This window comes from Pseudomonas sp. LBUM1676, from assembly GCF_059695605.1.
The window spans coordinates 4,631,842-4,655,568 of sequence record NZ_CP166777.1 but is presented as its reverse complement, the minus strand read 5'-3'; the positions used below and the strand labels follow the sequence as shown (position 1 = coordinate 4,655,568).

Genomic DNA, 23,727 nt, shown 5'->3' with positions numbered 1-23,727 from the left:
GTGGGAGCGAGCCGTTGTGGCGAGGGAGCTTGCTCCCGCTGGGTCGCGAAGCGACCTCCAAAGCTCTGCGACTGCTTCGCAGCCGAGCGGGAGCAAGCTCCCTCGCCACAAAAGCTCGATCCCACAGGGTCAGCTGCGCCTGTAAAGGGACGCAGCGTCAGCCAGTTTCAAAGGATTCGCGATGAGCAATAACGCATCTTTCACGCCGCCCAGCCTGCTGCTCAGCACCATCGGCCTGTCGCTGGCGACCTTCATGCAGGTGCTCGACACCACCATCGCCAACGTCGCGTTGCCGACCATTTCCGGCAACCTCGGCGTAAGTTCGGAGCAGGGCACCTGGGTTATCACCTCGTTCGCGGTGAGCAACGCGATTGCGCTGCCGTTGACCGGTTGGCTCAGCCGCCGCTTTGGTGAAGTGAAACTGTTTCTCTGGGCGACCATTCTGTTCGTGCTGGCGTCGTTCCTCTGCGGTATCTCGACCTCTATGCCTGAGTTGATCGGCTTTCGGGTACTACAGGGGCTGGTCGCCGGCCCGTTGTACCCGATGACCCAGACGCTGTTGATCGCGGTCTATCCGCCGGCCAGGCGCGGCATGGCCCTGGCGTTGCTGGCGATGGTCACGGTGGTCGCGCCGATTGCCGGTCCCATCCTTGGCGGCTGGATTACCGACAGTTATAGCTGGCCGTGGATTTTCTTCATCAACGTGCCGATCGGGATTTTTGCGGTGATGGTGGTGCGCCAGCAACTCAAGGCGCGTCCGGTCGAGACCAGTTATCAGCCGATGGATTACGTGGGGTTGATCACCCTGATCATCGGCGTCGGCGCCTTACAGGTGATCCTCGACAAAGGCAACGACCTGGACTGGTTCGAGTCGAACTTCATCCTCATCGGCGCGGCCATTTCGGTGATTGCGCTGGCGGTGTTCGTGATCTGGGAAATGACCGACAAGCACCCGGTGGTCAATCTGCGGTTGTTCGCCTACCGCAACTTCCGTATCGGCACCATTGTGTTGGTGGGCGGTTATGCCGGGTTCTTCGGTATCAACCTGATTTTGCCGCAGTGGCTGCAGACCCAGATGGGCTATACCGCGACCTGGGCCGGTCTGGCGGTGGCACCGATCGGGATTCTGCCGGTGCTGATGTCGCCGTTTGTCGGCAAGTACGCGCACAAGTTCGACCTGCGGTTGCTGGCCGGCGGAGCGTTCCTGTGCATCGGCTTGAGCTGCTTCATGCGTGCCGGGTTCACTAATGAAGTGGACTTTCAGCACATCGCCCTGGTGCAGCTGTTCATGGGCATCGGCGTGGCGCTGTTCTTCATGCCGACCTTGAGCATTCTGATGTCTGACCTGCCGCCGAGCCAGATCGCCGACGGTGCGGGGCTGGCCACCTTCCTGCGGACCTTGGGCGGCAGTTTCGCGGCGTCGCTGACCACCTGGATCTGGATTCGCCGGGCCGATCAACACCATGCCTATATGAGCGAAAGCATCAGCACCTATGAGCCGGCGACCCGCGAGGCGCTGAACGCGCTGGGCGGGCCGAGTCATCCGGCCTATGCGCAGCTGGACCATGTGTTGACCAGTCAGGCGTACATGCTCTCCACCGTGGATTACTTCACGTTGCTGGGGTGGGCGTTCATGGGGTTGATTCTGCTGGTGTGGCTGGCAAAGCCGCCGTTTGCGGCTAAGGCGGGGCCTGCTGCCAGTGGTCACTAAGCCAAACACAGCGGATATGTGACTGGCTGAAAACTTGAAGAAAACACTGACCCCCTTGTGGGAGCGAGCTTGCTCGCGATGGCGGTGGATTAATCAATAAAGATGTTGAATGTGAATCCGCTATCGCGAGCAAGCTCGCTCCCACAAGGGTTTTGTGTCTGGCTGTCAGTTAGCGGGTGCTGCCAATTGCGGCGGAGGGGTGAAGTCGAAAGGCGCCAGCGCAAACCCGTTCTCATCCACCTGCAACGCCCAACCCTGGCGATCCCAATCCCCCAACACAATGCGCCTGGCCGCCTGCTCGCCAATTTGCAACTTGTGGATCGCGGGGCGATGGGTATGCCCGTGGATCAAGGTCTTCACGCCATATTCGCGCATGACCCGCGGCACTTCTTCCGGCGTGACATCGACGATGTCGTTGGCCTTCATCCGTGTCTGGGCGGTGCTTTCACGGCGCAGCTTACGCGCCAGTTTTTGCCGGGTACCCAGGGGCAAATGGCGCAGGATGAACAAGGTGACGGGATTGCGCAGGTAGCGGCGCAGCTTCATATAGCCGACGTCGCGGGTGCACAGGCTGTCGCCGTGCATCAACAGCACCGGCTCGCCTGCAAGCTGCACGACACTCGGGTCCTTCAATAACGTGCAGCCGGCCTGTTTGCAGAAGGCCTGGCCGAGCATGAAGTCGCGATTGCCGTGCATCAGAAAAATCGCCGTGCCGCTGTCGCTGAGATCGCGCAGGGCCTGGCAGATGGAACGCTGAAAGGGCGTCATGGCATCGTCGCCGATCCACGCCTCGAAAAAATCGCCCAGTATGTACAACGCACTCGCCGAACGGGCCCGTGCGGCGAGCAAATCCAGAAACGCCCGGGTAATGTCCGGGCGCTCCTCTTCCAGATGCAAGTCTGAAATCAGCAGTATCACCCAATGATCTCGGCTTTCTCGATGATCACGTCTTCTGCTGGCACGTCCTGGTGGCCGGCTTTCATGGTGGTGGAAACACCCTTGATCTTGTCGACGACGTCGGTGCCGGCAACGACTTTGGCGAATACCGCGTAGCCCCAGCCCTGAGTGGTCTTGGCGCTGTGGTTCAGGAAGCTGTTGTCAGCGACGTTGATGAAGAACTGCGCGGAAGCCGAATGCGGCTCCATGGTGCGAGCCATGGCCACGGTGTACTTCTCGTTCGGCAGGCCGTTGTCGGCTTCGTTCTGGATGCTTGGGCGCTTGTCTTTCTTTTCTTTCATGCCTGGCTCGAAACCGCCGCCCTGGATCATGAAATTACCGATGACACGGTGGAAAACGGTGTTTTCGTAGTGACCGGCTTTGACGTACTCGATGAAGTTGGCAACGGTCAGCGGTGCCTTTTCAGCGTTCAGTTCCAGGACGATGTCGCCATGGTTGGTGGTCAGTTTGACTTGGGTCATGGTCGTTACTCTTTTAATGAATTCGTGGGTTTAGGGGCGTTCGGGCCCTCAACCGGTCTGGTCTGCATCGACCAAGGTGCGCAGTTTAGCGCGACAGGCAACAATTTCGAGGCTGTTTTTCATCAGCAGCCGATTAAATGCAGCCGTTTTCGGACCTGCTCTGTCAGCAACTTGACGGCATCGGCTATGATAGCGGCTTTGTTTTGTCAGGCTGTCTTCCGGCCGCGCACTTGTACGTTCAAGGATCCTATGAGCAAGCCCACTGTCGACCCTACCTCGAATTCCAAGACCGGCCCTGCCGTGCCGGTCAATTTCCTGCGCCCGATCATCCAGGCGGACCTGGACTCGGGTAAGCACACGCAGATCGTCACCCGTTTCCCGCCCGAGCCCAACGGTTACCTGCACATCGGTCACGCCAAGTCGATCTGTGTGAACTTCGGCCTGGCCCAGGAATTCGGCGGCGTCACGCACCTGCGTTTCGACGACACCAACCCGGCCAAGGAAGACCAGGAATACATCGACGCGATCGAAAGCGACGTCAAATGGCTGGGCTTTGAATGGTCCGGCGAAGTGCGCTACGCCTCGCAATATTTCGACCAGTTGCACGACTGGGCCGTCGAGCTGATCAAGGCCGGCAAGGCTTATGTCGATGACCTGAGCCCGGAACAGGCCAAGGAATACCGCGGCACCCTGACCGAGCCGGGCAAGAACAGCCCGTTCCGTGACCGCTCCGTGGAAGAAAACCTCGACTGGTTCGCCCGCATGCGCGCCGGCGAGTTCCCGGACGGCGCACGTGTGCTGCGGGCCAAGATCGACATGGCTTCGCCGAACATGAACCTGCGCGACCCGATCATGTATCGCATCCGTCACGCACACCACCATCAGACCGGCGACAAGTGGTGCATCTACCCGAACTACGACTTCACCCACGGTCAGTCGGACGCCATCGAAGGCATCACCCACTCGATCTGCACCCTGGAGTTCGAAAGCCACCGTCCGCTGTACGAGTGGTTCCTGGAGAACCTGCCGGTTCCAGCGAACCCGCGTCAGTACGAGTTCAGCCGTCTGAACCTGAACTACACCATCACCAGCAAGCGCAAGCTCAAGCAGCTGGTGGACGAGAAACACGTCAATGGCTGGGACGATCCACGCATGTCCACGCTGTCGGGCTTCCGCCGCCGTGGCTACACGCCGAAATCGATCCGCAACTTCTGCGAAATGATCGGCACCAACCGTTCCGACGGCGTGGTCGACTTCGGCATGCTCGAATTCAGCATCCGTGACGACCTCGACCACAGCGCCCCGCGGGCCATGTGCGTGCTGCGTCCGCTGAAAGTCGTGATCACCAACTACCCGGAAGGCCAGGTCGAAAACCTCGAACTGGCGTGCCACCCGAAAGAAGACATGGGCATGCGCGTGCTGCCGTTCGCCCGTGAGCTCTACATCGACCGTGAAGACTTCATGGAAGAGCCGCCAAAAGGCTACAAGCGCCTGGAGCCGAACGGCGAAGTGCGCCTGCGCGGCAGCTACGTGATCCGTGCCGACGAAGCGATCAAGGACGCCGATGGCAACATCGTCGAACTGCGTTGCTCGTACGACCCGGAAACGCTTGGCAAAAACCCTGAAGGCCGCAAGGTCAAGGGCGTGGTGCACTGGGTGCCGGCTGCGGCCAGCGTCGAGTGTGAAGTGCGTCTGTACGATCGCCTGTTCCGCTCTCCGAACCCTGAGAAGGCCGAAGACAGCGCCAGTTTCCTGGACAACATCAACCCTGACTCCTTGCAAGTGCTCACCGGTTGTCGTGCCGAGCCGTCGCTTGGCAATGCACAGCCGGAAGACCGTTTCCAGTTCGAGCGCGAAGGTTACTTCTGCGCAGACATCAAGGACTCGAAACCTGGTCATCCGGTGTTCAACCGTACCGTGACCTTGCGTGATTCGTGGGGCCAGTGATTCAAGGAACCTCTAAAGTGCTTTCGATCTACAACACGCTCACCAAGAGCAAAGAAGTCTTCAAGCCGCTGGATGGCAATAATGTGCGCATGTACGTCTGCGGGATGACCGTGTACGACTACTGCCACATTGGCCACGGCCGCAGCATGGTCGCGTTCGACCTGGTGACCCGCTGGTTGCGCTTCAGCGGTTACAACCTGACGTATGTGCGCAACATCACCGACATCGAAGACAAAATCATCAATCGGGCCAAGGAGAACGGCGAGCCGTTCGACGTGCTGACCGAGCGCATGATCACCGCGATGCACGAGGACGAGGCGCGCCTCAACATCCTCAAGCCGGACATGGAGCCGCGGGCCACCGATCATATCGCTGGCATGCAGAGCATGATCCAGACCCTGATCGACAAGGGTTACGCCTACGCTCCGGGCAATGGCGATGTGTATTACCGCGTCGCCAAGTTCATGGGCTACGGCAAGCTCTCGCGCAAGAAGATCGAAGACCTGCGCATCGGCGCGCGGATCGAAGTCGACGAGTCGAAACAGGACCCGCTGGACTTCGTGCTGTGGAAAGGTGCCAAGCCGGGCGAACCGAGCTGGCCTTCGCCGTGGGGCGACGGTCGTCCGGGCTGGCACATCGAGTGCTCGGTGATGTCCACCTGCTGCCTGGGCGAGACCTTCGACATTCATGGCGGCGGCAGCGACCTCGAGTTCCCGCACCACGAAAACGAAATCGCCCAGAGCGAAGCGGCCACCGGCAAGACCTACGCCAACGCGTGGATGCATTGCGGCATGATTCGCATCAATGGCGAGAAGATGTCCAAGTCCTTGAACAACTTCTTCACCATTCGCGACGTGCTGGAAAAGTACCACCCGGAAGTCGTACGTTACTTGCTGGTGTCGAGCCACTACCGCAGCGCGATCAACTATTCGGAAGACAACCTCAAGGACGCCAAGGGTGCGCTCGAGCGTTTCTACCACGCGTTGAAAGGCCTGCCGAGCGTGGCGCCGGCTGGCGGCGAAGCCTTTGTCGAGCGTTTCACCCAGGTGATGAACGACGACTTCGGCACGCCGGAAGCCTGCGCGGTGCTGTTCGAGATGGTGCGCGAGATCAACCGTCTGCGCGAGAGCGATCTCGATGCGGCGGCGGGTCTGGCGGCGCGCTTGAAGGAACTGGCCAGTGTGCTGGGTGTGTTGCAGCTGGAGGCGGGTGACTTCCTGCAGGCGGGCGCTGAAGGGCGGGTTGATGCGGCTGAAGTTGATGCCTTGATCGCTGCACGTCTGGCGGCTCGTGCCGGGAAAGACTGGGCTGAGTCCGACCGTATCCGCGACCAGTTGACCGCGATGGGCGTGGTGCTGGAAGACGGCAAGGGTGGGACGACCTGGCGTCTGGCTGACTGATTGCCTGGTTCGTTACAAACAAAACCCGCCTTGTGCGGGTTTTTGTTTATGGGGTAGACGCAACATTTGCGGTGTCAATACTGGCGTCATCGCGAGCAGGCTCGCTCCCACATTGGATCTTCGCTGTTTTTGAGTTCTGTGTTCGTCACAAATCCCCTGTGGGAGCGAGCCTGCTCGTGATGGTCTCAAGCCGGGCAGAGCCAGTGCGGTTTACTTGTCATTCCGACTGGCGCAACCGTTTGTACAAGGTATTGCGACTAACCCCGAGCCGCCGGGACAGGTGCGAAATATTCCCCCCCACCAACTGCAACTGCCGATTCAATTCCTCCACATCATTCAAATCAACCGCCAAGGGTTCATCCACCTCGACCGGCTCCATCTCCAGATCCACAAAAAAATCATCCGGCAAATGCTCCGGCCGCACCGGCTGCTCCTCGGCCATGGCCAACGCCACCTGCATTACGCTGCTGACCTGCCTTAAATTCCCCGGCCACGGATGGCGGCCGAACAACTCCAGCACCTCACGGCTCAACCCGGCCCACTGGCTCGGCTCACGATGCTGCTCCCACAGGCGCTTGAACAATGCCTGCTTGTCACTGCGTTCGCGCAGGGGCGGCAGTTCGAGGGTCAAACCGCCGATCCGGTAATACAGATCTTCCCGAAACCGCCCCAACTGCACCTGCTCGCGCAAGGAGCGGTTGGTCGCGGAAATGATGCGGATATCCACCGGGAACAGCTCGCTGCTGCCCACCGGTTGCACGCAGCGCTCCTGCAGGACCCGAAGCAACCGGGCCTGGGTCGGCAGCGGCATGTCGCCGATTTCATCAAGGAACAGCGTGCCTTTGTCGGCCTTGCGGATCAGCCCGATGCTGCCTTTCTGGTTGGCCCCGGTGAACGCGCCTTTCTCGTAGCCGAACAGCTCGGATTCCACCAGTTCGGCGGGGATCGCCGCGCAGTTGACGGCAATGAACGGTTGTTTGCTGCGGGAGCTGGCCTGATGCAGGGCTTTGACGAACACTTCCTTGCCGACCCCGGTTTCGCCGTGGATCAGCAGCGGAATGTCTTTTTCCAGCAAGCGTTCGGCCTGGCGCACGGCTTTTTCCACGCGGCTGTCGCCAAAATGCAGGGTGCCGAGGCTGATCGCAGCCGCAGCGGCCACCGAGGGTTCGTTGCCCTTGGGTTCAGAGAACAGCCGCGCCTTGATCGGCACCTGTATCGGCCGCTTCAACAGGCATTGGAAGCGGTTGCGTCCGGAGGCTTGCAGGGCAAACGGCACCGCTTCGGGCTGGTTCAGCAGTTCCAGCAGCGACACCTTGAACAGGCTTTCAACACTGACCCGCGACAGGCTGAGGCCCAGCAGGTTGTCGGCCCGGCGGTTGGCCGACAGCACCTGACCGCTCTCATCGAAAATCAACAGCCCGGCCCATTGGCTGTCGAGGTTGTTCAACCCCGTGTTGAACGTAAGCTGGAAATGCTGACCCTGAAACAGGTTGAGGATCAGCCGGTTTTCAACGGTCTGGCTCATCATCTTGACCATGCCCAGGGTGTGGGACGGCGGCAGGTAGCTGTCGCTGGAGACATCGAGCACCGCGATCACTTTGCGTTCGGCATCGAAAATCGGTGCGGCGGAACCGGTCATGAAGCGGTTGGCCTTGAGGAAATGTTCATCGTGTTCGATATGCACCGCCTGCTCGCAGGCCAGGGCGGTGCCGATCGCATTGGTGCCGCTGCAGCGTTCCATCCAGCTGGCGCCGGCGCTGAAACCGCGGGTCAAGCTCGGTTCGATAAACCGCTGGGTACCCCAGGACGTCAACACCTGGCCCTGATTGTCGGCGAGCATGATCAGGCAGTTGGAGTTGCTCAGGATGTTCTCGTAATACGGCAGCACTTCCTGGTGGGTGGTCTGCACCAGTGAATGCTGGCTCTCCAGCAACCGGGCGATGCCTTCGGCCGGCAACTGATCGAACGCCGGCGCGCTCTGATGATCGAGACCGAACGCGCGGCAACGGGACCAGGAGTCCTGGATGATGGCGTCGTGGGAGAGCGGCAGGGCGGGTGCGGCCATGGCAGTCGATCTCTGAATGACACTTTTATTATTGTTATAGGTCGTCCCTGTGGGAGCGAGCCTGCTCGCGAAGGCGGTGGTTCAGTCGACATCAATGCTGAATGAAAGATCGCTTTCGCGAGCAGGCTCGCTCCCACAGGTTCCGAAATTCTGGCCTTGCCTTCAGGGAAGGCGAAAAAGCATCCATAGAGTGTTGTTCACTATTGTTCATTGTCAACCGCCCGACTGTTCAATCGTTCAGTTCCGGTTGTTCATTTCTGTTCAGCAACGAACGCGCGTTCGCTGCTGTTTCAAGAATTTTGAAGCGGGATCAACGGCTTGCGATTTCTGGCATGGAACTCGCTCTACAGCCTGGGTCGCTTGACTCCAATAATAAAAAGGCCGAGCCATGTCATTAACCCTGGAGCACGTCAGCCGCACCGTCGAGGGCCAGACCTGGATCGATGATGCGTGCCTTAGTTTCAAACCCGGATCCTTCAACGTCTTGCTCGGCCGTACGCTGTCCGGCAAAACCAGTCTCATGCGCCTGATGGCCGGTCTGGACAAGCCGGACAGCGGCCGCATCCTGATGAACGGGGTCGACGTCACCCAGCGTCCGGTACGTTTGCGCAACGTGTCGATGGTCTATCAGCAGTTCATTAATTACCCGACCATGACGGTGTTCGAGAACATTGCTTCGCCGTTGCGCCAGGGCGGCGCTTCCAACGAACTGATCCAGAGCAAGGTGCTGGAAACCGCGAAGATGCTGCGCATCGAGAAATTCCTCCAACGCTATCCGCTGGAACTCTCCGGCGGCCAGCAACAGCGCACGGCCATGGCCCGGGCGCTGGTCAAGGATGCCGAGCTGATCCTGTTCGACGAGCCATTGGTCAACCTCGACTACAAACTGCGCGAAGAGCTGCGCCAGGAGATGCGCGAGCTGTTCAAGGCGCATCACACCATCGCCATCTACGCCACCACCGAGCCCAATGAAGCCCTGGCCCTGGGCGGCACCACCACCATCCTGCATCAAGGCCGGGTGATCCAGAGCGGCAAATCCTCCGAGGTCTACCACCAGCCGCAAAGCGTTCTGGCCGCCGAACTGTTCAGCGAGCCGCCGATCAACCTGATGCCCGGCCGTATTGCCGGTAATGAAGTGAGTTTCGCCAATTTCGTGCACTTTCCATTGAACGTGGACCTGCGGCCGGTGGGCGAGGGCGAGTTCCGCTTCGGAGTGCGGCCCAGCCACATTTCGCTGGTACCCAGCAACGATGACGACCTGGAACTGGCGGTGACCGTCGAAGTGGCCGAGATCAGCGGTTCGGAAACCTTCCTGCACGTGCGCAACGAACATTTCCTGCTGGTGCTGCACTTGCCCGGCGTCCATGAATACGACGTCGATGCACCGATTCGGGTCTATATCCCGACCCATAAACTGTTTGTGTTCGATCCCCAGGGGCGGCTGGTCCAGGCCCCCGGTCGCCGTATCGCGAGGGTCGCCTGATGGCCGAAATCCGCTTGCAGAACCTCGCCCACAGTTACGTTCGCGCGCCGACCGGCCCCGACGACTACGCGATCCGCGCGATGGACCACGTCTGGGAACAGGGCGGTGCCTACGCCTTGCTCGGGCCTTCGGGTTGCGGCAAGTCGACCTTGCTCAACATCATTTCCGGCTTGCTCAGTCCGTCCCAGGGCCAGGTGCTGTTCGACAGCAAAGTGGTCAACGAGCTGACCCCGGAGAAACGCAATATCGCCCAGGTTTTCCAGTTTCCGGTGGTCTACGACACCATGACGGTGTTCGACAACCTGGCCTTCCCGCTACGCAATCAGGGCATGGCCGAGGCGAAAATTCACAGCAAGGTGCAGGAGATTGCCGAAGTCCTCGACCTTCAGCCGCTGTTGAGCAAGAAGGCGCGTAACCTTACCGCCGATGAAAAACAGAAAGTCTCCATGGGCCGCGGGCTGGTGCGCGATGACGTCTCGGCGATCCTGTTCGACGAACCGCTGACGGTGATCGACCCGCACCTGAAGTGGAAGCTGCGGCGCAAGCTCAAGCAGATCCATGAGCAATTCAACATCACCATGGTCTACGTGACCCACGATCAACTGGAGGCTTCGACCTTCGCCGACAAGATCGCGGTGATGTACGGCGGGCAGATCGTGCAGTTCGGTACGCCTCGGGAATTGTTCGAGCGGCCGAGCCACACCTTTGTCGGCTATTTCATCGGCAGCCCGGGGATGAACCTGATCGAGGTGCAGCCGCAGCCGGGGGGCGTCGGTTTCGCCTCGACTCACTTGCCGCTGTCCGAGGCGCAGCAGCAACGCATCGCCGAGTCCGAGTGGCACACCCTGAAGGTCGGCATCCGTCCGGAGTTCATCCATGTGTGGGACGAACCCTTTGATGACGCGATGCAGGCACAGGTCGTACACGTCGAAGACCTGGGCACCTACAAGATCATGACCCTGAACCTCGACGGCGCGCCGTTGAAGGTGCGCCTGGCCGAAGACAAACCGGTGCCGGAAGGTACGGCCTATATCAGTTTTCCGGCGCAATGGTTGATGGTGTATGCGGACGACTATCTGCTGGAGGCACAGCCATGAACAAGGTCTACAACAACAAGGCCTGGTGGCTGGTATTGCCGGTGTTTTTGCTGGTGGCGTTCAGTGCGGTGATCCCGATGATGACCGTGGTCAACTACTCGGTACAGGACATCTTCGACCAGTCCAGCCGCTACTTCGTTGGTGCCGACTGGTACCGCCAGGTGTTGCTCGATCCGCGCTTGCACGACTCGCTGCTGCGCCAGTTCATCTATTCCGGGTGCGTGCTGCTGATCGAAATTCCGCTGGGCATCGCCATCGCCCTGACCATGCCGACCAAGGGCCGGTGGTCGTCGCTGGTACTGATCATTCTGGCAATACCGCTGCTGATCCCGTGGAACGTGGTCGGCACCATCTGGCAGATTTTCGGTCGGGCGGATATCGGCCTGCTCGGTTCGAGCCTCAATGCCATGGGCATCAGCTACAACTATGCGGCCAATACCATGGACGCCTGGGTCACGGTGCTGGTGATGGACGTCTGGCACTGGACGTCGTTGGTGGCGCTGTTGTGTTTCTCCGGCCTGCGGGCGATTCCGGACGTGTACTACCAGGCGGCGCGGATCGATCGGGCATCGGCCTGGGCGGTGTTCCGGCACATCCAGCTGCCTAAGCTCAAGAGTGTGCTGCTGATCGCGGTGATGCTGCGGTTCATGGACAGCTTCATGATCTACACCGAGCCGTTCGTGTTGACCGGTGGCGGTCCGGGTAATGCCACGACGTTCCTGAGTCAGACGTTGACTCAAATGGCCGTAGGGCAATTCGACCTGGGGCCCGCTGCTGCTTTCTCCCTGGTGTATTTCCTGATCATTTTGTTGGTGTCCTGGCTGTTCTACACCGCCATGACGCACTCTGACGCCAACCGCTGAGGTCCGCCATGAGTAAGAGAAAGCTCATTCCGCTGCTGATCTACATCCTGTTCCTGCTCGTGCCGATCTACTGGCTGCTGAACATGTCCTTCAAGAGCAATGGCGAAATCCTCGGTGGCCTGACGCTGTTTCCCCAGGATTTCACCTTCGCCAACTACAAGGTGATCTTCACCGACCCGAGTTGGTACACCGGCTACCTCAACTCGCTGTACTACGTGAGCCTGAACACGGTGATCTCCCTGAGCGTGGCGTTGCCGGCGGCCTATGCGTTTTCGCGCTATCGTTTCCTTGGCGACAAGCACCTGTTCTTCTGGCTGCTGACCAACCGCATGGCGCCGCCGGCGGTGTTTCTGCTGCCGTTCTTCCAGCTGTATTCCTCGATCGGTCTGTTCGATACCCACATCGCCGTGGCGCTGGCTCACTGCCTGTTCAACGTGCCGTTGGCGGTGTGGATCCTCGAAGGCTTCATGTCTGGTGTTCCGAAGGAGATCGACGAAACCGCCTACATCGACGGCTACAGTTTCCCCAAGTTCTTCGTCAAGATTTTCGTCCCGCTGATCGGCTCCGGGATCGGTGTCACGGCGTTTTTCTGCTTCATGTTTTCCTGGGTCGAATTGCTGCTGGCGCGAACCCTGACCTCGGTGAACGCCAAGCCCATCGCGGCGGTGATGACCCGCACGGTCTCGGCGTCGGGCATCGATTGGGGCGTGCTGGCAGCGGCGGGGGTGTTGACCATCCTGCCGGGCATGCTGGTGATCTGGTTTGTTCGCAACCACGTGGCCAAGGGCTTTGCCCTGGGCCGGGTATGAGGAACCAATGATGGAATGGATGAGTTGGACCTTCCCCACCGCGGCGTTTTTCTGCGCCATTGCCTTGATCCTGGTGGGCATGACGACTTGGGAATTACGTTCGCCGAGTGTCCCTCGGCGGGGCTTCTTGCCGATTGCCACCACCCGTGGCGATCGGTTGTTTATCGGTCTTCTCGGCAGTGCCTACCTGCATTTGCTGGTAATCGGCGCTACTGAATGGAGCATCTGGGTCGCGTTCGCGGTGTCCCTGGTGTGGCTGTTGGCTGTGATGCGTTGGGGCTAGTCGAAATCGATCGGCAACCTTGCTCCGAAACCTAAACAGGAGGTCTCTATGTTCGACAAAAACAATAAGCTGCGACATAGCGTTTCATTGGCAGTCATGCTGGCGTTCAGCGGTTTGAGCGCTGCGGCCTGGGCCGATGCCTATGAAGACGCCGCCAAGAAATGGATAGGCAGCGAGTTCAAACCGTCCACCCTGACCGAAGCTCAGCAGCTGGAAGAGCTGAAGTGGTTCATCAAGGCGTCCGAGCCGTTTCGGGGGATGAACATCAAGGTGGTCTCCGAAACCATCGCCACCCACGAATATGAATCCAAGGTGCTGGCCAAGGCCTTTACCGAAATCACCGGGATCAAGCTGACCCACGACCTGCTGCAGGAAGGCGACGTTGTGGAAAAACTGCAGACCCAGATGCAATCGGACAAGAACATCTATGACGGCTGGGTCAACGACTCGGACTTGATCGGTACGCACTTTCGCTACGGCAAGACCGAATCCATCACCGACCTGATGGCCAATGAAGGCAAGAACTTCACTTCGCCGACCCTGGACATCAAGGACTTCATCGGCATTTCCTTCACCACCGCGCCGGACGGCAAGATCTATCAGCTGCCCGACCAGCAGTTCGCCAACTTGTACTGGTTCCGCGCCGACTGGTTCGAGCGGGCGGACCTCAAGGCCAAGTTCAAGGAAAAGTACGGTTATGAGTTGGGCGTGCCGGTGAACTGGTCGGCCTATGAAGACATCGCCAAATTCTTCAGCGAAGACGTCAAGGAAATCGACGGCAAACGCATCTACGGGCACATGGACTACGGCAAGAAAGACCCGTCCCTGGGCTGGCGCTTCACCGATGCCTGGTTCTCCATGGCCGGCGCTGGCGACAAAGGCATCCCCAACGGCCTGCCGGTGGATGAGTGGGGCATCCGTGTCGAGGACTGCCATCCGGTCGGTTCCAGCGTAACCCGCGGCGGCGACACCAACGGCCCGGCGGCGGTCTATGCCACCACCAAATACGTCGACTGGCTGAAGAAATATGCACCACCGGAAGCGGCGGGCATGACCTTCTCCGAGTCCGGCCCGGTACCTTCCCAGGGCAACATCGCCCAGCAGATCTTCTGGTACACCGCGTTTACCGCCGACATGACCAAACCGGGCCTGGCGGTGATGAACTCCGACGGCACACCGAAATGGCGCATGGCACCCTCGCCGAAAGGTCCGTATTGGGAGGAGGGCATGAAGCTCGGTTACCAGGACGCCGGTTCCTGGACCTTCCTCAAGTCCACGCCCGAGAAGCAACGACTGGCGGCCTGGCTCTACGCACAGTTCGTGACCTCGAAAACCGTCTCCCTGAAAAAAACCATCGTCGGCCTGACCCCGATCCGCGAATCGGACATCAACTCCCAGGCCATGACCGACCTGGCACCGAAACTCGGTGGTCTGGTGGAGTTCTACCGCAGCCCGGCCCGCGTGCAATGGACCCCGACCGGGACCAACGTGCCCGACTATCCGCGCCTGGCGCAACTGTGGTGGAGCCACATCGCCGAAGCCGCCAGTGGCGAGAAGACCCCGCAGCAGGCGCTGGACGGCCTGGCCAAGGATCAGGACGCGATCCTGACCCGACTGGAGCGTTCGAAGGCGCAAGCGACTTGCGCACCGAAAATGAATCCTGAGCGGGATGCGCAGTACTGGTTCGATCAGCCGGGCGCACCGAAGCCGAAACTGGCGAACGAGAAGCCTAAAGGTGAAACCGTGAGTTATGCCGAACTGCTGAAATCGTGGGAGGCGGCGCGTAAGTAAACAGCTGGACCGTATGAAGCAAACGGCACCGAGAGGTGCCGTTTTTGTTTGTGCCAGATGCATTGCTTTCGCGAGCAGGTCGAATCGTCGCCCCCACAGTAGTCTGTGGTGTTCACAAATGTGATGACCGACGCGAGACCGGTGGGAGCGAGCCTGCTCGCGAATGCGGCAGAACTCCAACATTGAGATCTACCGATCGACGCCATTGCGGGCAAGTCCGCCCTACATTGCAATGTCGGCTTTTGGAAACTCCAGCCGAAACACCGTCATCGTCCCTGGCATACTTTTAACCTCGGCCACCCCCTGATGCAGGCTCATGATCGATCGCACGATAGCCAGGCCCAAGCCGGTGCTGCCCTGCGTGCGCGAGCGGCTGCTGTCGACCCGATAAAAGCGGTCGAACAAATACGGCAGATGCTGTGCTTCGATACCCGCTCCCGGATTACTGACCAGCAATGAAACCTGTGCCGCCCCCTGTTCAATGAGCAGAGAAATCGTGTGTCCGGTCGGGCAGTGGCGTAGTGCATTGGACAACAGGTTGGAGATCGCCCGTTGAATCATCAACCGATCGCCCTGCACACGTGCGCTGCCGACCACGTCTAGTTTGATCTGCTTGTCTTGCGCCGACAGGGAAAACAGATCGGCGACTTTCAGCACTTCTTCTTCCAGTGCAATCGACTCGAACGGCGCAAGCGCCTCCTGATGGCTGACCTGTGCCAGAAATAGCATGTCCGAGACAATTCGTGCGACACGTTCCAGTTCTTCGGTGCAGGAAACCAACACGTTTTTGTACTCTTCAGTCGTTCGCTCCCGGGACAGCGTCACTTGAGCCTTTCCCATCAGGTTGTTGATCGGCGAGCGAAGTTCGTGGGCCAGGTCGTCGGAGAACTGCGACAACTGCTGAACACCACTGTCAAGGCGGTGCAGCATGAAGTTGATGCCCTGCGCCAGTTCGCTCAGTTCCTGGGGCATCCGGACTACCGAGAGCCGATGGCTGAGGTCTTGCGCCGAGACCATCGCCGCCACTTTGCGAAACTCCCGCAACGGCGCCAGCCCCCGCTGCACAACGGCCCAGGCACTGAGGCCGATGAGGATCAGCAACAGCGGCAGAGCAATGAGCGTCGAGTGCAGATAGGCGCTGAGCAACGCCTGATCGTTGGCATTGTCCATCGACAGCAGCACCGGAACGCTGGTGCCGTCCTTTATGCGGATCAGCCGGGAGACGGTCAGAAACTGCCCACCCTTCTCGTCGGTGTTACGGGAGAATTCCAACTGATCCGTGGTCCCTCGCACCACCTTCAGTTCAAGACGCGGGTCGGACATGCCGGTGCCGGATTTCAGCAGCGACGTGCGCAGATTAGCCCGGTCGTAAATGGTCAGGGTGAGGTTGTCATGCCCCATGACTTGATCAAGCAAGATGTGTGGCTTCGAACGGATTTCGTCGACATTGGTGTACAGCGACAGGCTGTGATCAACCTGCTCCATCTTCTTGGCCAGGCTGTCCCGCGATAGCGCGTTCAATTCGTGGGTCAGGGCAAAGTAGGCCAGCACCGCGAGGAACACCACCAGCAGGGCGCCGAGGATGCTGACGGTCAGACCAAGCCGCAACGACAGGCTCGCCGGCTTCATTCCCGCGCCTCCAGAACGTAGCCGACACCGCGTAGGGTATGGATCAGTTTGTTGTCGAACGGGTCGTCGATTTTCGCCCGCAGTCGGCGGATCGACACTTCCACCACGTTGGTGTCGCAGTCGAAGTTCATGTCCCACACCAGCGAGATGATCTGAGTGCGGGTGAGCACTTCGCCTGACTGGCGCATCAGCAGATGCAAAAGGGCGAATTCCTTGGTCGTCAGGTCGATGCGCTGCTCGCCGCGAAACGCGCGATGACGGCCCGGATCGAGTTCTAGATCCGCGACCTTGAGTACTTGGGGCACCGGGATCTGTTCGCTGCGGCGCAGCAGGGAGCGCACGCGTGCCAGCAATTCCGGAAACTCGAACGGTTTGACCAGATAGTCATCGGCCCCCAGGTCCAGGCCACGGATCTTGTCGGCCAGGCGGCCGCGCGCGGTCAGCATCATCACGCGGGTGGCGCGTGTGCGACGCAGTTGTTCCAGTACGCCCCAACCATCCAGTTCCGGCAGATTGACATCAAGTATCACCAGGTCATAGACCTGTTGTTGCGCCAGATGAAGTCCGTCGGCGCCGGTGGCTGCACGATCAACGATATAGCCACTTTCTGTCAGCCCTTGATGCAAGTATTCGGCAGTTTTAAGCTCGTCCTCAACGACAAGGATTCGCATGATCAATCACCACTTTTATTTAATGGATAAGTAATTAGGGTGGTCGGGAAAGTTGTTGTTTTTGTAGGGCCTTCCGAACGGATTTTAATAACAGTCAAATGATCTGGTTGTGCTTTCCTACAGAGATTTCTTCGGGTGAAGGCGTGCAGGGTAAAGTCTGTAGTAGCTACAGAGTCAAGCGCAGGCCTCGGGCTTGAGCCATAAAAACGCTGTACTGCGACAGCTTGTTGCAAAAATGGGCACTGGTAATCCTTCTACCTCATGGGAAATTAGTTTGGACAAGTACTGTTCGGCGGATAAATAGGTGGCATTTGTTTCTTTGTATTGCTGTATCGGCTTTTGCACGTTGCATGCTAGAGCAAAATAACTCGCGAGTACCGTTGATAACGTATTTGTAATGTTCTAGTCACCTTGTCGATAAGTTCAAAACCCTACCGTGGCGGCATCGAAGATTCTTGATTTAAAAAGGAAGTATTCAATTGCCCGGGCTTAGAGAACTGACGGCGCGATCACGCCTGAAAACCACTGTGCAGGTGGTGAGTTGCACCTGCTTTTTATTGCTGGCTGGCCCTGGTGTTGCGGCGGTTTCGTCGGCATCGACCCTGACCCTGGATCAAGCCCTGCAAACCGCGTTCACCAGCAATCCAGAATTGGCGGCGGCACAGTGGGACATCGGTATTGCAGAAGGCGACCGTCGCCAGGCCAGCTTGATCCCCAACCCCGAGGTGTCCTGGGAGGCCGAGGATACTCGACGCAATTCGCGAACCACCACGGTGATGATCAACCAGCCGATTGAGCTGGGCGGCAAGCGCGGCGCGCGGATCGATGTCGCCAGCCGCGCGCAGGATGCCGCCGGAATCGAGCTGGAGCGTAAGCGCAATGCGCTGCGGGCGGACGTGATTCAAGCGTATTCCAGTTCACAGACCGCGCAGCAGCGGTTGTTGTTGTCCCGTCAGTCGATGCAATTGGCCGAGCACGGTGTGCGCGTGGCGCAAGGGCGTATCGAGGCAGGCAAATCGTCCCCGGTCGAAGGCACGCGGGCGCAGGTGCAATTGTCGCAAGTGCGTTTGGAAGTGAGTCGTGCCGAGCGCGATCAAGCCAACGCGTATCAGCAATTGGCGCAGGTCATGGGCGAGCCGTTGTCGACGTTGGTCAGCGTGCAGGTTGCCGCTCAAGGCATGCCCGTCGCGCCGCCTCCGATCCAATTGCTCGAGCGTCTGGATGAGACCGCCGAGTTGCGTCTGGCCAGATTGCAGATTGATCAGCGCGAAGCATCATTGGGGCTGGAGAAGGCGCAACGGATTCCTGATCTCACGGTAAGTGTCGGCAGTCAGTACAGCGAACTGGAACGCGAGCGGGTGAATGTCGTCGGGCTATCGATGCCGATTCCACTGTTCAATCGCAATCAGGGCAATGTGCTGGCGGCTGCCCGGCGTACCGATCAGGCCCGGGATCTGCGAAATGCCACAGAACTGCGTTTGCGCACGCAAATCCAGACCACGCTAGCGCAGTGGCAGACCGCCAACGGCGAAGTCAAAGCGTTCAATCAAACCATCCTGCCTGCCGCACAGAGTGCGGTCGACAGTGCCACTCGCGGTTTCGAAATGGGCAAGTTCGGTTTTCTGGATGTGCTCGACGCCCAGCGAACCCTGATCAGTGCCCGCACCCAATACATCCAGGCTGTCGCCGAGGCAACGGACGCGCGGGTACGCATCGAGCGCATTTTCGGTGATGTCGGCGCGTTCGGCGTCAGCCCCTGAATTTCATCTTTTAGAGTACTGCGCGGCCGAGTCGATGGCGTGATGCAGAGGAGTTTTCATGGATAAAAAACTGATGGTTGTCGCTGTGGCGACGTTGACCCTGGGCATCGGTATTGGCTCGTTGTGGACGGCCAACTCGTCCATTGACGCCCACGCCGATGAAGCGACGGAGCATGCTGATCATGCCGAAAAAGGCACCTCAGCCGGTGGCGAACATGTCGAAGGTGAAAGCGAGGAAGGGCACCTGACCCTCAGCGCCGAGCAAATCGCGGCGGCGGGCATTCAACTGGCCGAAGCTCGCGCGCAGAACATCAGCCTCGAGTTGACCTTCCCGGGTGAGGTTCGATTTGACGAAGACCGCACGGCACACGTGGTGCCGCGAGTGCCAGGCGTGGTCGAGTCGGTGTCGGTCAACCTGGGACAGTCGGTGAAGAAAGGCCAGTTGCTGGCGGTGATCGCCAGTCAGCAAATTTCCGATCAGCGCAGCGAGCAGGTTGCTGCGCAACGGCGTTTGGCGCTGGCGCGCACCACTTACGAGCGTGAGCGCAAGTTGTGGCAGGACAAAATCTCCGCCGAACAGGATTTCCTCCAGGCCCGGCAAGCGCTGGAAGAAGCCGAAATCGCCCTGAACAATGCCCGGCAAAAAATCAGCGCACTCAGTGGCAGCGTGGTCGCCAGCGGTGGCAATCGCTATGAGTTGCGCGCGCCATTCGACGGCGTCGTCGTGGAAAAACACTTGACGCCGGGGGAGGTGGTCGACGAAACCAGTAATGCCTTCACGCTCTCGGACCTGTCACAGGTGTGGGTGACCTTCGGCGTTTCGCCCAAGGATCTAAATAAGGTGCAAGTGGGCAAACCGGTCACGGTCAGTGCCCCGGAACTGAACGCTGAAGTTGCCGGCACCGTGTCCTACGTCGGCAGTTTGCTGGGAGAACAGACGCGCACCGCGACGGTTCGGGTGACCCTGGCCAACCCGCAAGGCGCGTGGCGTCCCGGGTTGTTCGTGACCGCACTGGTCGCGACCGACAGCCGACAAGCGCGGGTCGCTGTGCCCGAAACCGCGATCCAGACCGTGGAGGACAAGCCCACGGTATTCGTGCGCACTGCCGACGGCTTCAAGGCGCAGCCGGTGGAGTTGGGCAGTCGCGCGGCCGGTCACGTGGAAATCACCCAAGGGTTGGAATCCGGTATGCAAGTCGCCGGCGCCGGCAGCTTCATCCTCAAATCGGAACTGGGTAAAGCCTCGGCTGAACATTCCCACTGATCCGCAATCTCGACGAGAAGGTTCTCATGTTCGAACGCCTGATCCAGTTTGCCATCGAGCAGCGCATCATCGTGCTGCTCGCCGTTTTGCTAATGGCCGGTCTCGGCATCGCCAGCTATCAAAAGTTGCCGATCGACGCCGTGCCGGACATCACCAACGTCCAGGTGCAAATCAACACCGGCGCGGCCGGATTCTCACCGCTGGAAACCGAGCAGCGCATCACGTTCCCGATTGAAACCGCGATGGCCGGTTTGCCGGCGCTGGAGCAGACCCGTTCGCTGTCACGTTCGGGGTTGTCGCAGGTCACGGTGATTTTCAAGGACGGTACCGATCTGTTTTTTGCCCGGCAGTTGGTCAACGAACGATTGCAGATCGCCAAAGAGCAATTGCCCGAAGGCGTGGAAGCGCTGATGGGGCCGATCTCCACGGGCTTGGGCGAGATTTTCCTGTGGACAGTCGAAGCACAGGGGGGCGCGCTGAAGGACAACGGCAGTGCCTACACTCCCACCGATCTGCGGGTGATTCAGGACTGGATCATCAAGCCGCAGTTGCGCAATGTGCCAGGGGTGGCCGAGATCAACACCATTGGCGGTTTTGCCAAGGAGTACCAGATTGCGCCCGATCCAAAACGGCTGGCCGCCTACAAGCTGACGCTTACCGACCTGGTGACGGCGCTGGAGCGCAATAATGCCAACGTCGGTGCCGGTTACATCGAACGCAGCGGTGAACAACTGCTGATTCGCGCGCCCGGTCAGGTGACAAGCACCGAGGACATCGCCAATATCGTCATGGCCAACGTCGATGGCACGCCGATCCGCATCAAGAACGTGGCGACCGTGGACATCGGCCGCGAACTGCGCAGCGGTGCCGCGACCGAGAACGGTCGGGAAGTGGTGCTCGGTACGGTGTTCATGCTGATTGGCGAAAACAGTCGCACGGTCTCCCGGGCGGTGGCTGCCAAACTCGAGCAAATCAACCGCTCCCTGCCCAAAGGCGTGATCGCGGTTCCTGTGTATGACCGCACGCACCTGGTGGACAAGGCGATCGCCACGGTGAAGAAGAACCTGGTGGAAGGCGCGATTCTGGTCATTGCGATTCTGTTCCTGTTTCTGGGCAATATTCGCGCGGCGCTGATCACGGCGATGGTGATCCCGTTGTCGATGCTGTTCACCTTTACCGGCATGTTCAGCAACAAGGTCAGCGCCAACCTGATGAGCCTCGGCGCGCTCGACTTCGGCATCATTGTCGACGGCGCAGTGGTGATCGTCGAAAACACTCTTCGGCGTCTGGCCCATGCGCAGCAACATCACGGGCGCTTGTTGACCCGCTCTGAACGCTTTCACGAAGTGTTCGCCGCGGCCAAAGAAGCGCGACGGCCGCTGATTTTCGGCCAGTTGATCATCATGGTCGTGTACCTGCCGATCTTCGCCCTGAGCGGTGTCGAAGGGAAAATGTTTCACCCGATGGCCTTCACGGTGGTGATCGCGCTGTTGGGCGCCATGCTGTTGTCGGTGACATTTGTCCCGGCCGCCATTGCCATGTTTGTCACCGGCAAGGTTCAGGAGCAGGAAGGCCTGGTGATGCGCGGTGCGCGGCGGGTGTATGCGCCGGCGCTGGCCTGGGTGATGAGTCACCGGTCGCTGGCCGTGGCCATGGCGCTGGGGGTGATTGCGCTCAGTGGCGTAGTAACCAGCCGCATGGGCAGCGAGTTTGTGCCGAGTCTCAGCGAGGGCGATTTTGCCTTGCAGGCGTTGCGAGTGCCCGGGACCAGCCTGACGCAATCGGTCGATATGCAGCAGCGTCTGGAAATCCTGATTCTCGACAAAGTGCCGGAGGTGGAGCGCGTGTTTGCCCGCACCGGGACCGCCGAGATCGCTTCCGACCCGATGCCACCGAACATTTCCGACAGCTACGTGATGCTCAAGCCCAAAGAGCAATGGCCGGACCCGGGAAAATCCCGCGAAACGCTGATGGCTGAACTGCAACAAGCCGCCGCAACGTTGCCTGGCAGCAACTATGAACTATCCCAGCCGATTCAGTTGCGCTTCAATGAATTGATTTCCGGCGTGCGCAGTGACGTGGCGGTCAAAGTGTTCGGTGATGACATGGCTGTACTCAACGCCACGGCAGCAAAGATCGCCGCTGCCATGCAGAAAGTGAATGGCGCGTCCGAGGTCAAGGTCGAGCAAACCACAGGTCTACCGGTGCTGACCATCAACATCGACCGCGACAAGGCTGCGCGCTATGGGCTCAACGTCGGCGACGTGCAAGACACCCTTGCGGTGGCGGTCGGTGGGCGGCAGGCGGGCACGCTGTATGAAGGTGACCGGCGTTTCGACATGGTGGTGCGTCTGTCCGATGCCATGCGCAAGGACATCGAGGGGTTGTCGACACTGCTGATTCCGGTGCCGGCGCTGCTCAATGGCAATGCCGACCAGATCGGCTTCATCGACCTCAAGGAAGTTGCCAGCCTGGATCTGGTACTGGGGCCAAATCAGGTCAGCCGCGAGAACGGCAAGCGTCTGGTGATTGTCAGTGCCAATGTGCGTGGGCGGGACATTGGTTCCTTTGTCAACGAGGCCGGCGACGCGATCGAGCGAGAGGTCGAGATTCCGGCCGGTTATTGGACCAGTTGGGGCGGGCAGTTTGAGCAATTGCAGTCGGCGGCCAAACGGTTGCAGATTGTGGTGCCGGTGGCCCTGTTATTGGTGTTCGGCCTGCTGTTCATGATGTTTAACAACCTCAAGGACGGCCTGTTGGTGTTCACCGGGATTCCTTTCGCCTTGACCGGCGGCGTCATGGCGTTGTGGTTGCGTGACATTCCGCTGTCGATTTCGGCGGGCGTCGGATTCATTGCGCTGTCGGGCGTGGCGGTGCTCAACGGTTTGGTGATGATCGCGTTCATTCGCAATCTGCGCGAGGAGGGGCGCTCACTCACCGACGCAATCAACGAAGGTGCACTCACACGCCTGCGGCCGGTATTGATGACCGCACTGGTGGCGTCATTGGGCTTCATTCCAATGGCCTTGGCGACGGGTACAGGGGCGGAGGTGCAGCGTCCGCTGGCGACCGTGGTGATTGGTGGAATTCTTTCTTCGACCATCCTGACGCTGCTGATATTGCCCGCGCTGTATCAGTTGGCTCATCGCCGTGAGGAGGACGTAACACCCGCTACATAGTTCTCCCACAGGTTTACTGCTTCCACATAACGGATATGTAATTTCCCCGCCACCGTGACGATAGGTTCGGATTGTTACCCTGATTCCGTTAGTTAATTAAACGGGGAATCAATATGAAATTTGCACAATTGAGTACGTTTGCAGCGGCGTTGCTGATGTCTTCTCTGGCCATGGCTGAAGGCGGCGGCGACAGAACCTTCGAAAAAATGATGGCGTCCAATCACCGCTCGATGGAGCTGTTTGTCGCCAAGGAGCAGGCGCGTGATCCCGTCGTCGTGAATGAAAAAAAGGACGACAAGAACCAAGACTTGTAAGCGTGCCGCACTTGAACAAGCCCGTCATCGAGTGCCGATGGTG

18 protein-coding genes are annotated in these 23,727 nt (G+C 59.5%); 13 read left to right on the top strand and 5 right to left on the bottom strand.

Features of this window, described 5'->3' with window-relative positions; all coding sequences use genetic code 11:
• The first annotated feature begins 181 nt into the window (after nt 1–181).
• Nucleotides 182–1,711, top strand: a complete 1,530-nt coding sequence (locus ACA041_RS21595; RefSeq protein ID WP_497437330.1) for a DHA2 family efflux MFS transporter permease subunit — start codon at nt 182–184, stop codon at nt 1,709–1,711.
• Between the two features lie 165 nt (nt 1,712–1,876).
• Here ACA041_RS21595 and lpxH read toward each other — a convergent pair whose 3' ends face one another.
• Nucleotides 1,877–2,629: a UDP-2,3-diacylglucosamine diphosphatase gene (gene lpxH / locus ACA041_RS21590; protein WP_497437326.1), complete on the bottom strand. Its 753-nt coding sequence runs from the start codon at nt 2,627–2,629 to the stop codon at nt 1,877–1,879.
• Complete coding sequence (locus tag ACA041_RS21585; RefSeq protein ID WP_497437323.1) at nt 2,626–3,129, bottom strand: peptidylprolyl isomerase; 504 nt, start codon at nt 3,127–3,129, stop codon at nt 2,626–2,628. The genes lpxH and ACA041_RS21585 overlap by 4 nt, the downstream gene beginning before the upstream one ends.
• Nucleotides 3,130–3,378: 249 nt before the next feature.
• Between ACA041_RS21585 and ACA041_RS21580 the strand changes: the two genes are divergently transcribed.
• Nucleotides 3,379–5,076, top strand: a complete 1,698-nt coding sequence (locus ACA041_RS21580) for a glutamine--tRNA ligase/YqeY domain fusion protein (protein ID WP_497437321.1) — start codon at nt 3,379–3,381, stop codon at nt 5,074–5,076.
• A gap of 17 nt (nt 5,077–5,093) precedes the next feature.
• Entirely contained in the window at nt 5,094–6,476 is a 1,383-nt protein-coding gene (cysS, locus tag ACA041_RS21575) for a cysteine--tRNA ligase (RefSeq protein ID WP_497437319.1), read from the top strand.
• A 217-nt stretch (nt 6,477–6,693) separates the two neighbouring features.
• On the opposite strand, the gene ACA041_RS21570 is transcribed toward cysS, so the two are convergent.
• Nucleotides 6,694–8,541, bottom strand: a complete 1,848-nt coding sequence (locus tag ACA041_RS21570; RefSeq protein WP_497437316.1) for a sigma-54-dependent Fis family transcriptional regulator — start codon at nt 8,539–8,541, stop codon at nt 6,694–6,696.
• 388 nt (nt 8,542–8,929) lie between these two features.
• Here ACA041_RS21570 and ACA041_RS21565 point away from each other — a divergent pair, with 388 nt between their 5' ends.
• Genes ACA041_RS21565 through ACA041_RS21540 form a run of 6 tightly spaced genes read left to right on the top strand, consistent with a single transcriptional unit; the run spans nt 8,930 to nt 14,867 of the window.
• Nucleotides 8,930–10,024: an ABC transporter ATP-binding protein gene (locus tag ACA041_RS21565; protein WP_497437312.1), complete on the top strand. Its 1,095-nt coding sequence runs from the start codon at nt 8,930–8,932 to the stop codon at nt 10,022–10,024.
• Nucleotides 10,024–11,121 (top strand): ABC transporter ATP-binding protein, encoded by a 1,098-nt coding sequence (locus ACA041_RS21560; protein ID WP_497437309.1) that lies wholly within the window; start codon nt 10,024–10,026, stop codon nt 11,119–11,121. Before ACA041_RS21565 ends, ACA041_RS21560 begins: the two co-directional genes overlap by 1 nt.
• The gene (locus ACA041_RS21555; RefSeq protein WP_138968210.1) at nt 11,118–11,984 is read left to right on the top strand and encodes a carbohydrate ABC transporter permease; all 867 of its coding nucleotides are present in this window, start codon (nt 11,118–11,120) and stop codon (nt 11,982–11,984) included. The genes ACA041_RS21560 and ACA041_RS21555 overlap by 4 nt, the downstream gene beginning before the upstream one ends.
• Nucleotides 11,985–11,992: 8 nt before the next feature.
• Entirely contained in the window at nt 11,993–12,793 is an 801-nt protein-coding gene (locus ACA041_RS21550; RefSeq protein ID WP_150800939.1) for a carbohydrate ABC transporter permease, read from the top strand.
• A gap of 10 nt (nt 12,794–12,803) precedes the next feature.
• Nucleotides 12,804–13,076 carry a DUF2160 domain-containing protein gene (locus tag ACA041_RS21545; protein WP_497442141.1) on the top strand — a complete coding sequence of 91 codons (273 nt, stop codon included), beginning with the start codon at nt 12,804–12,806 and terminating at the stop codon, nt 13,074–13,076.
• A 48-nt stretch (nt 13,077–13,124) separates the two neighbouring features.
• On the top strand, nt 13,125–14,867 hold the full coding sequence (locus ACA041_RS21540) for an ABC transporter substrate-binding protein (protein ID WP_497437304.1): 1,743 nt from the start codon (nt 13,125–13,127) through the stop codon (nt 14,865–14,867).
• Between the two features lie 222 nt (nt 14,868–15,089).
• Here ACA041_RS21540 and ACA041_RS21535 read toward each other — a convergent pair whose 3' ends face one another.
• On the bottom strand, nt 15,090–16,496 hold the full coding sequence (locus ACA041_RS21535) for a heavy metal sensor histidine kinase (protein ID WP_497437302.1): 1,407 nt from the start codon (nt 16,494–16,496) through the stop codon (nt 15,090–15,092).
• Nucleotides 16,493–17,167 (bottom strand): heavy metal response regulator transcription factor, encoded by a 675-nt coding sequence (locus tag ACA041_RS21530; RefSeq protein WP_497437299.1) that lies wholly within the window; start codon nt 17,165–17,167, stop codon nt 16,493–16,495. Before ACA041_RS21530 ends, ACA041_RS21535 begins: the two co-directional genes overlap by 4 nt.
• A gap of 479 nt (nt 17,168–17,646) precedes the next feature.
• Between ACA041_RS21530 and ACA041_RS21525 the strand changes: the two genes are divergently transcribed.
• The 4 genes from ACA041_RS21525 to ACA041_RS21510 all read left to right on the top strand — a co-directional run bounded on the left by ACA041_RS21525 (nt 17,647) and on the right by ACA041_RS21510 (nt 23,684).
• Nucleotides 17,647–18,927 (top strand): TolC family protein, encoded by a 1,281-nt coding sequence (locus tag ACA041_RS21525; RefSeq protein WP_497437298.1) that lies wholly within the window; start codon nt 17,647–17,649, stop codon nt 18,925–18,927.
• A gap of 58 nt (nt 18,928–18,985) precedes the next feature.
• Nucleotides 18,986–20,191: an efflux RND transporter periplasmic adaptor subunit gene (locus tag ACA041_RS21520; RefSeq protein ID WP_497437295.1), complete on the top strand. Its 1,206-nt coding sequence runs from the start codon at nt 18,986–18,988 to the stop codon at nt 20,189–20,191.
• A gap of 26 nt (nt 20,192–20,217) precedes the next feature.
• On the top strand, nt 20,218–23,370 hold the full coding sequence (locus tag ACA041_RS21515; RefSeq protein ID WP_497437290.1) for a CusA/CzcA family heavy metal efflux RND transporter: 3,153 nt from the start codon (nt 20,218–20,220) through the stop codon (nt 23,368–23,370).
• 113 nt (nt 23,371–23,483) lie between these two features.
• Entirely contained in the window at nt 23,484–23,684 is a 201-nt protein-coding gene (locus ACA041_RS21510) for a co-regulatory protein PtrA N-terminal domain-containing protein (RefSeq protein ID WP_497437287.1), read from the top strand.
• Nucleotides 23,685–23,727 lie beyond the last annotated feature (43 nt).

What these genes read in the sequence shown, in the direction of transcription:
- ACA041_RS21545 (WP_497442141.1), top strand. Translation starts at nt 12,804, where the DNA reads ATGGAATGGATGAGTTGGACCTTCCCCACCGCGGCGTTTTTCTGCGCC.
- ACA041_RS21585 (WP_497437323.1), bottom strand. Translation starts at nt 3,129, where the DNA reads ATGACCCAAGTCAAACTGACCACCAACCATGGCGACATCGTCCTGGAA.
- ACA041_RS21550 (WP_150800939.1), top strand. Translation starts at nt 11,993, where the DNA reads ATGAGTAAGAGAAAGCTCATTCCGCTGCTGATCTACATCCTGTTCCTG.
- ACA041_RS21535 (WP_497437302.1), bottom strand. Translation starts at nt 16,496, where the DNA reads ATGAAGCCGGCGAGCCTGTCGTTGCGGCTTGGTCTGACCGTCAGCATC.
- ACA041_RS21530 (WP_497437299.1), bottom strand. Translation starts at nt 17,167, where the DNA reads ATGCGAATCCTTGTCGTTGAGGACGAGCTTAAAACTGCCGAATACTTG.
- ACA041_RS21540 (WP_497437304.1), top strand. Translation starts at nt 13,125, where the DNA reads ATGTTCGACAAAAACAATAAGCTGCGACATAGCGTTTCATTGGCAGTC.
- ACA041_RS21595 (WP_497437330.1), top strand. Translation starts at nt 182, where the DNA reads ATGAGCAATAACGCATCTTTCACGCCGCCCAGCCTGCTGCTCAGCACC.
- ACA041_RS21565 (WP_497437312.1), top strand. Translation starts at nt 8,930, where the DNA reads ATGTCATTAACCCTGGAGCACGTCAGCCGCACCGTCGAGGGCCAGACC.
- ACA041_RS21520 (WP_497437295.1), top strand. Translation starts at nt 18,986, where the DNA reads ATGGATAAAAAACTGATGGTTGTCGCTGTGGCGACGTTGACCCTGGGC.
- ACA041_RS21560 (WP_497437309.1), top strand. Translation starts at nt 10,024, where the DNA reads ATGGCCGAAATCCGCTTGCAGAACCTCGCCCACAGTTACGTTCGCGCG.
- ACA041_RS21515 (WP_497437290.1), top strand. Translation starts at nt 20,218, where the DNA reads ATGTTCGAACGCCTGATCCAGTTTGCCATCGAGCAGCGCATCATCGTG.
- ACA041_RS21580 (WP_497437321.1), top strand. Translation starts at nt 3,379, where the DNA reads ATGAGCAAGCCCACTGTCGACCCTACCTCGAATTCCAAGACCGGCCCT.
- ACA041_RS21555 (WP_138968210.1), top strand. Translation starts at nt 11,118, where the DNA reads ATGAACAAGGTCTACAACAACAAGGCCTGGTGGCTGGTATTGCCGGTG.
- ACA041_RS21570 (WP_497437316.1), bottom strand. Translation starts at nt 8,541, where the DNA reads ATGGCCGCACCCGCCCTGCCGCTCTCCCACGACGCCATCATCCAGGAC.
- ACA041_RS21510 (WP_497437287.1), top strand. Translation starts at nt 23,484, where the DNA reads ATGAAATTTGCACAATTGAGTACGTTTGCAGCGGCGTTGCTGATGTCT.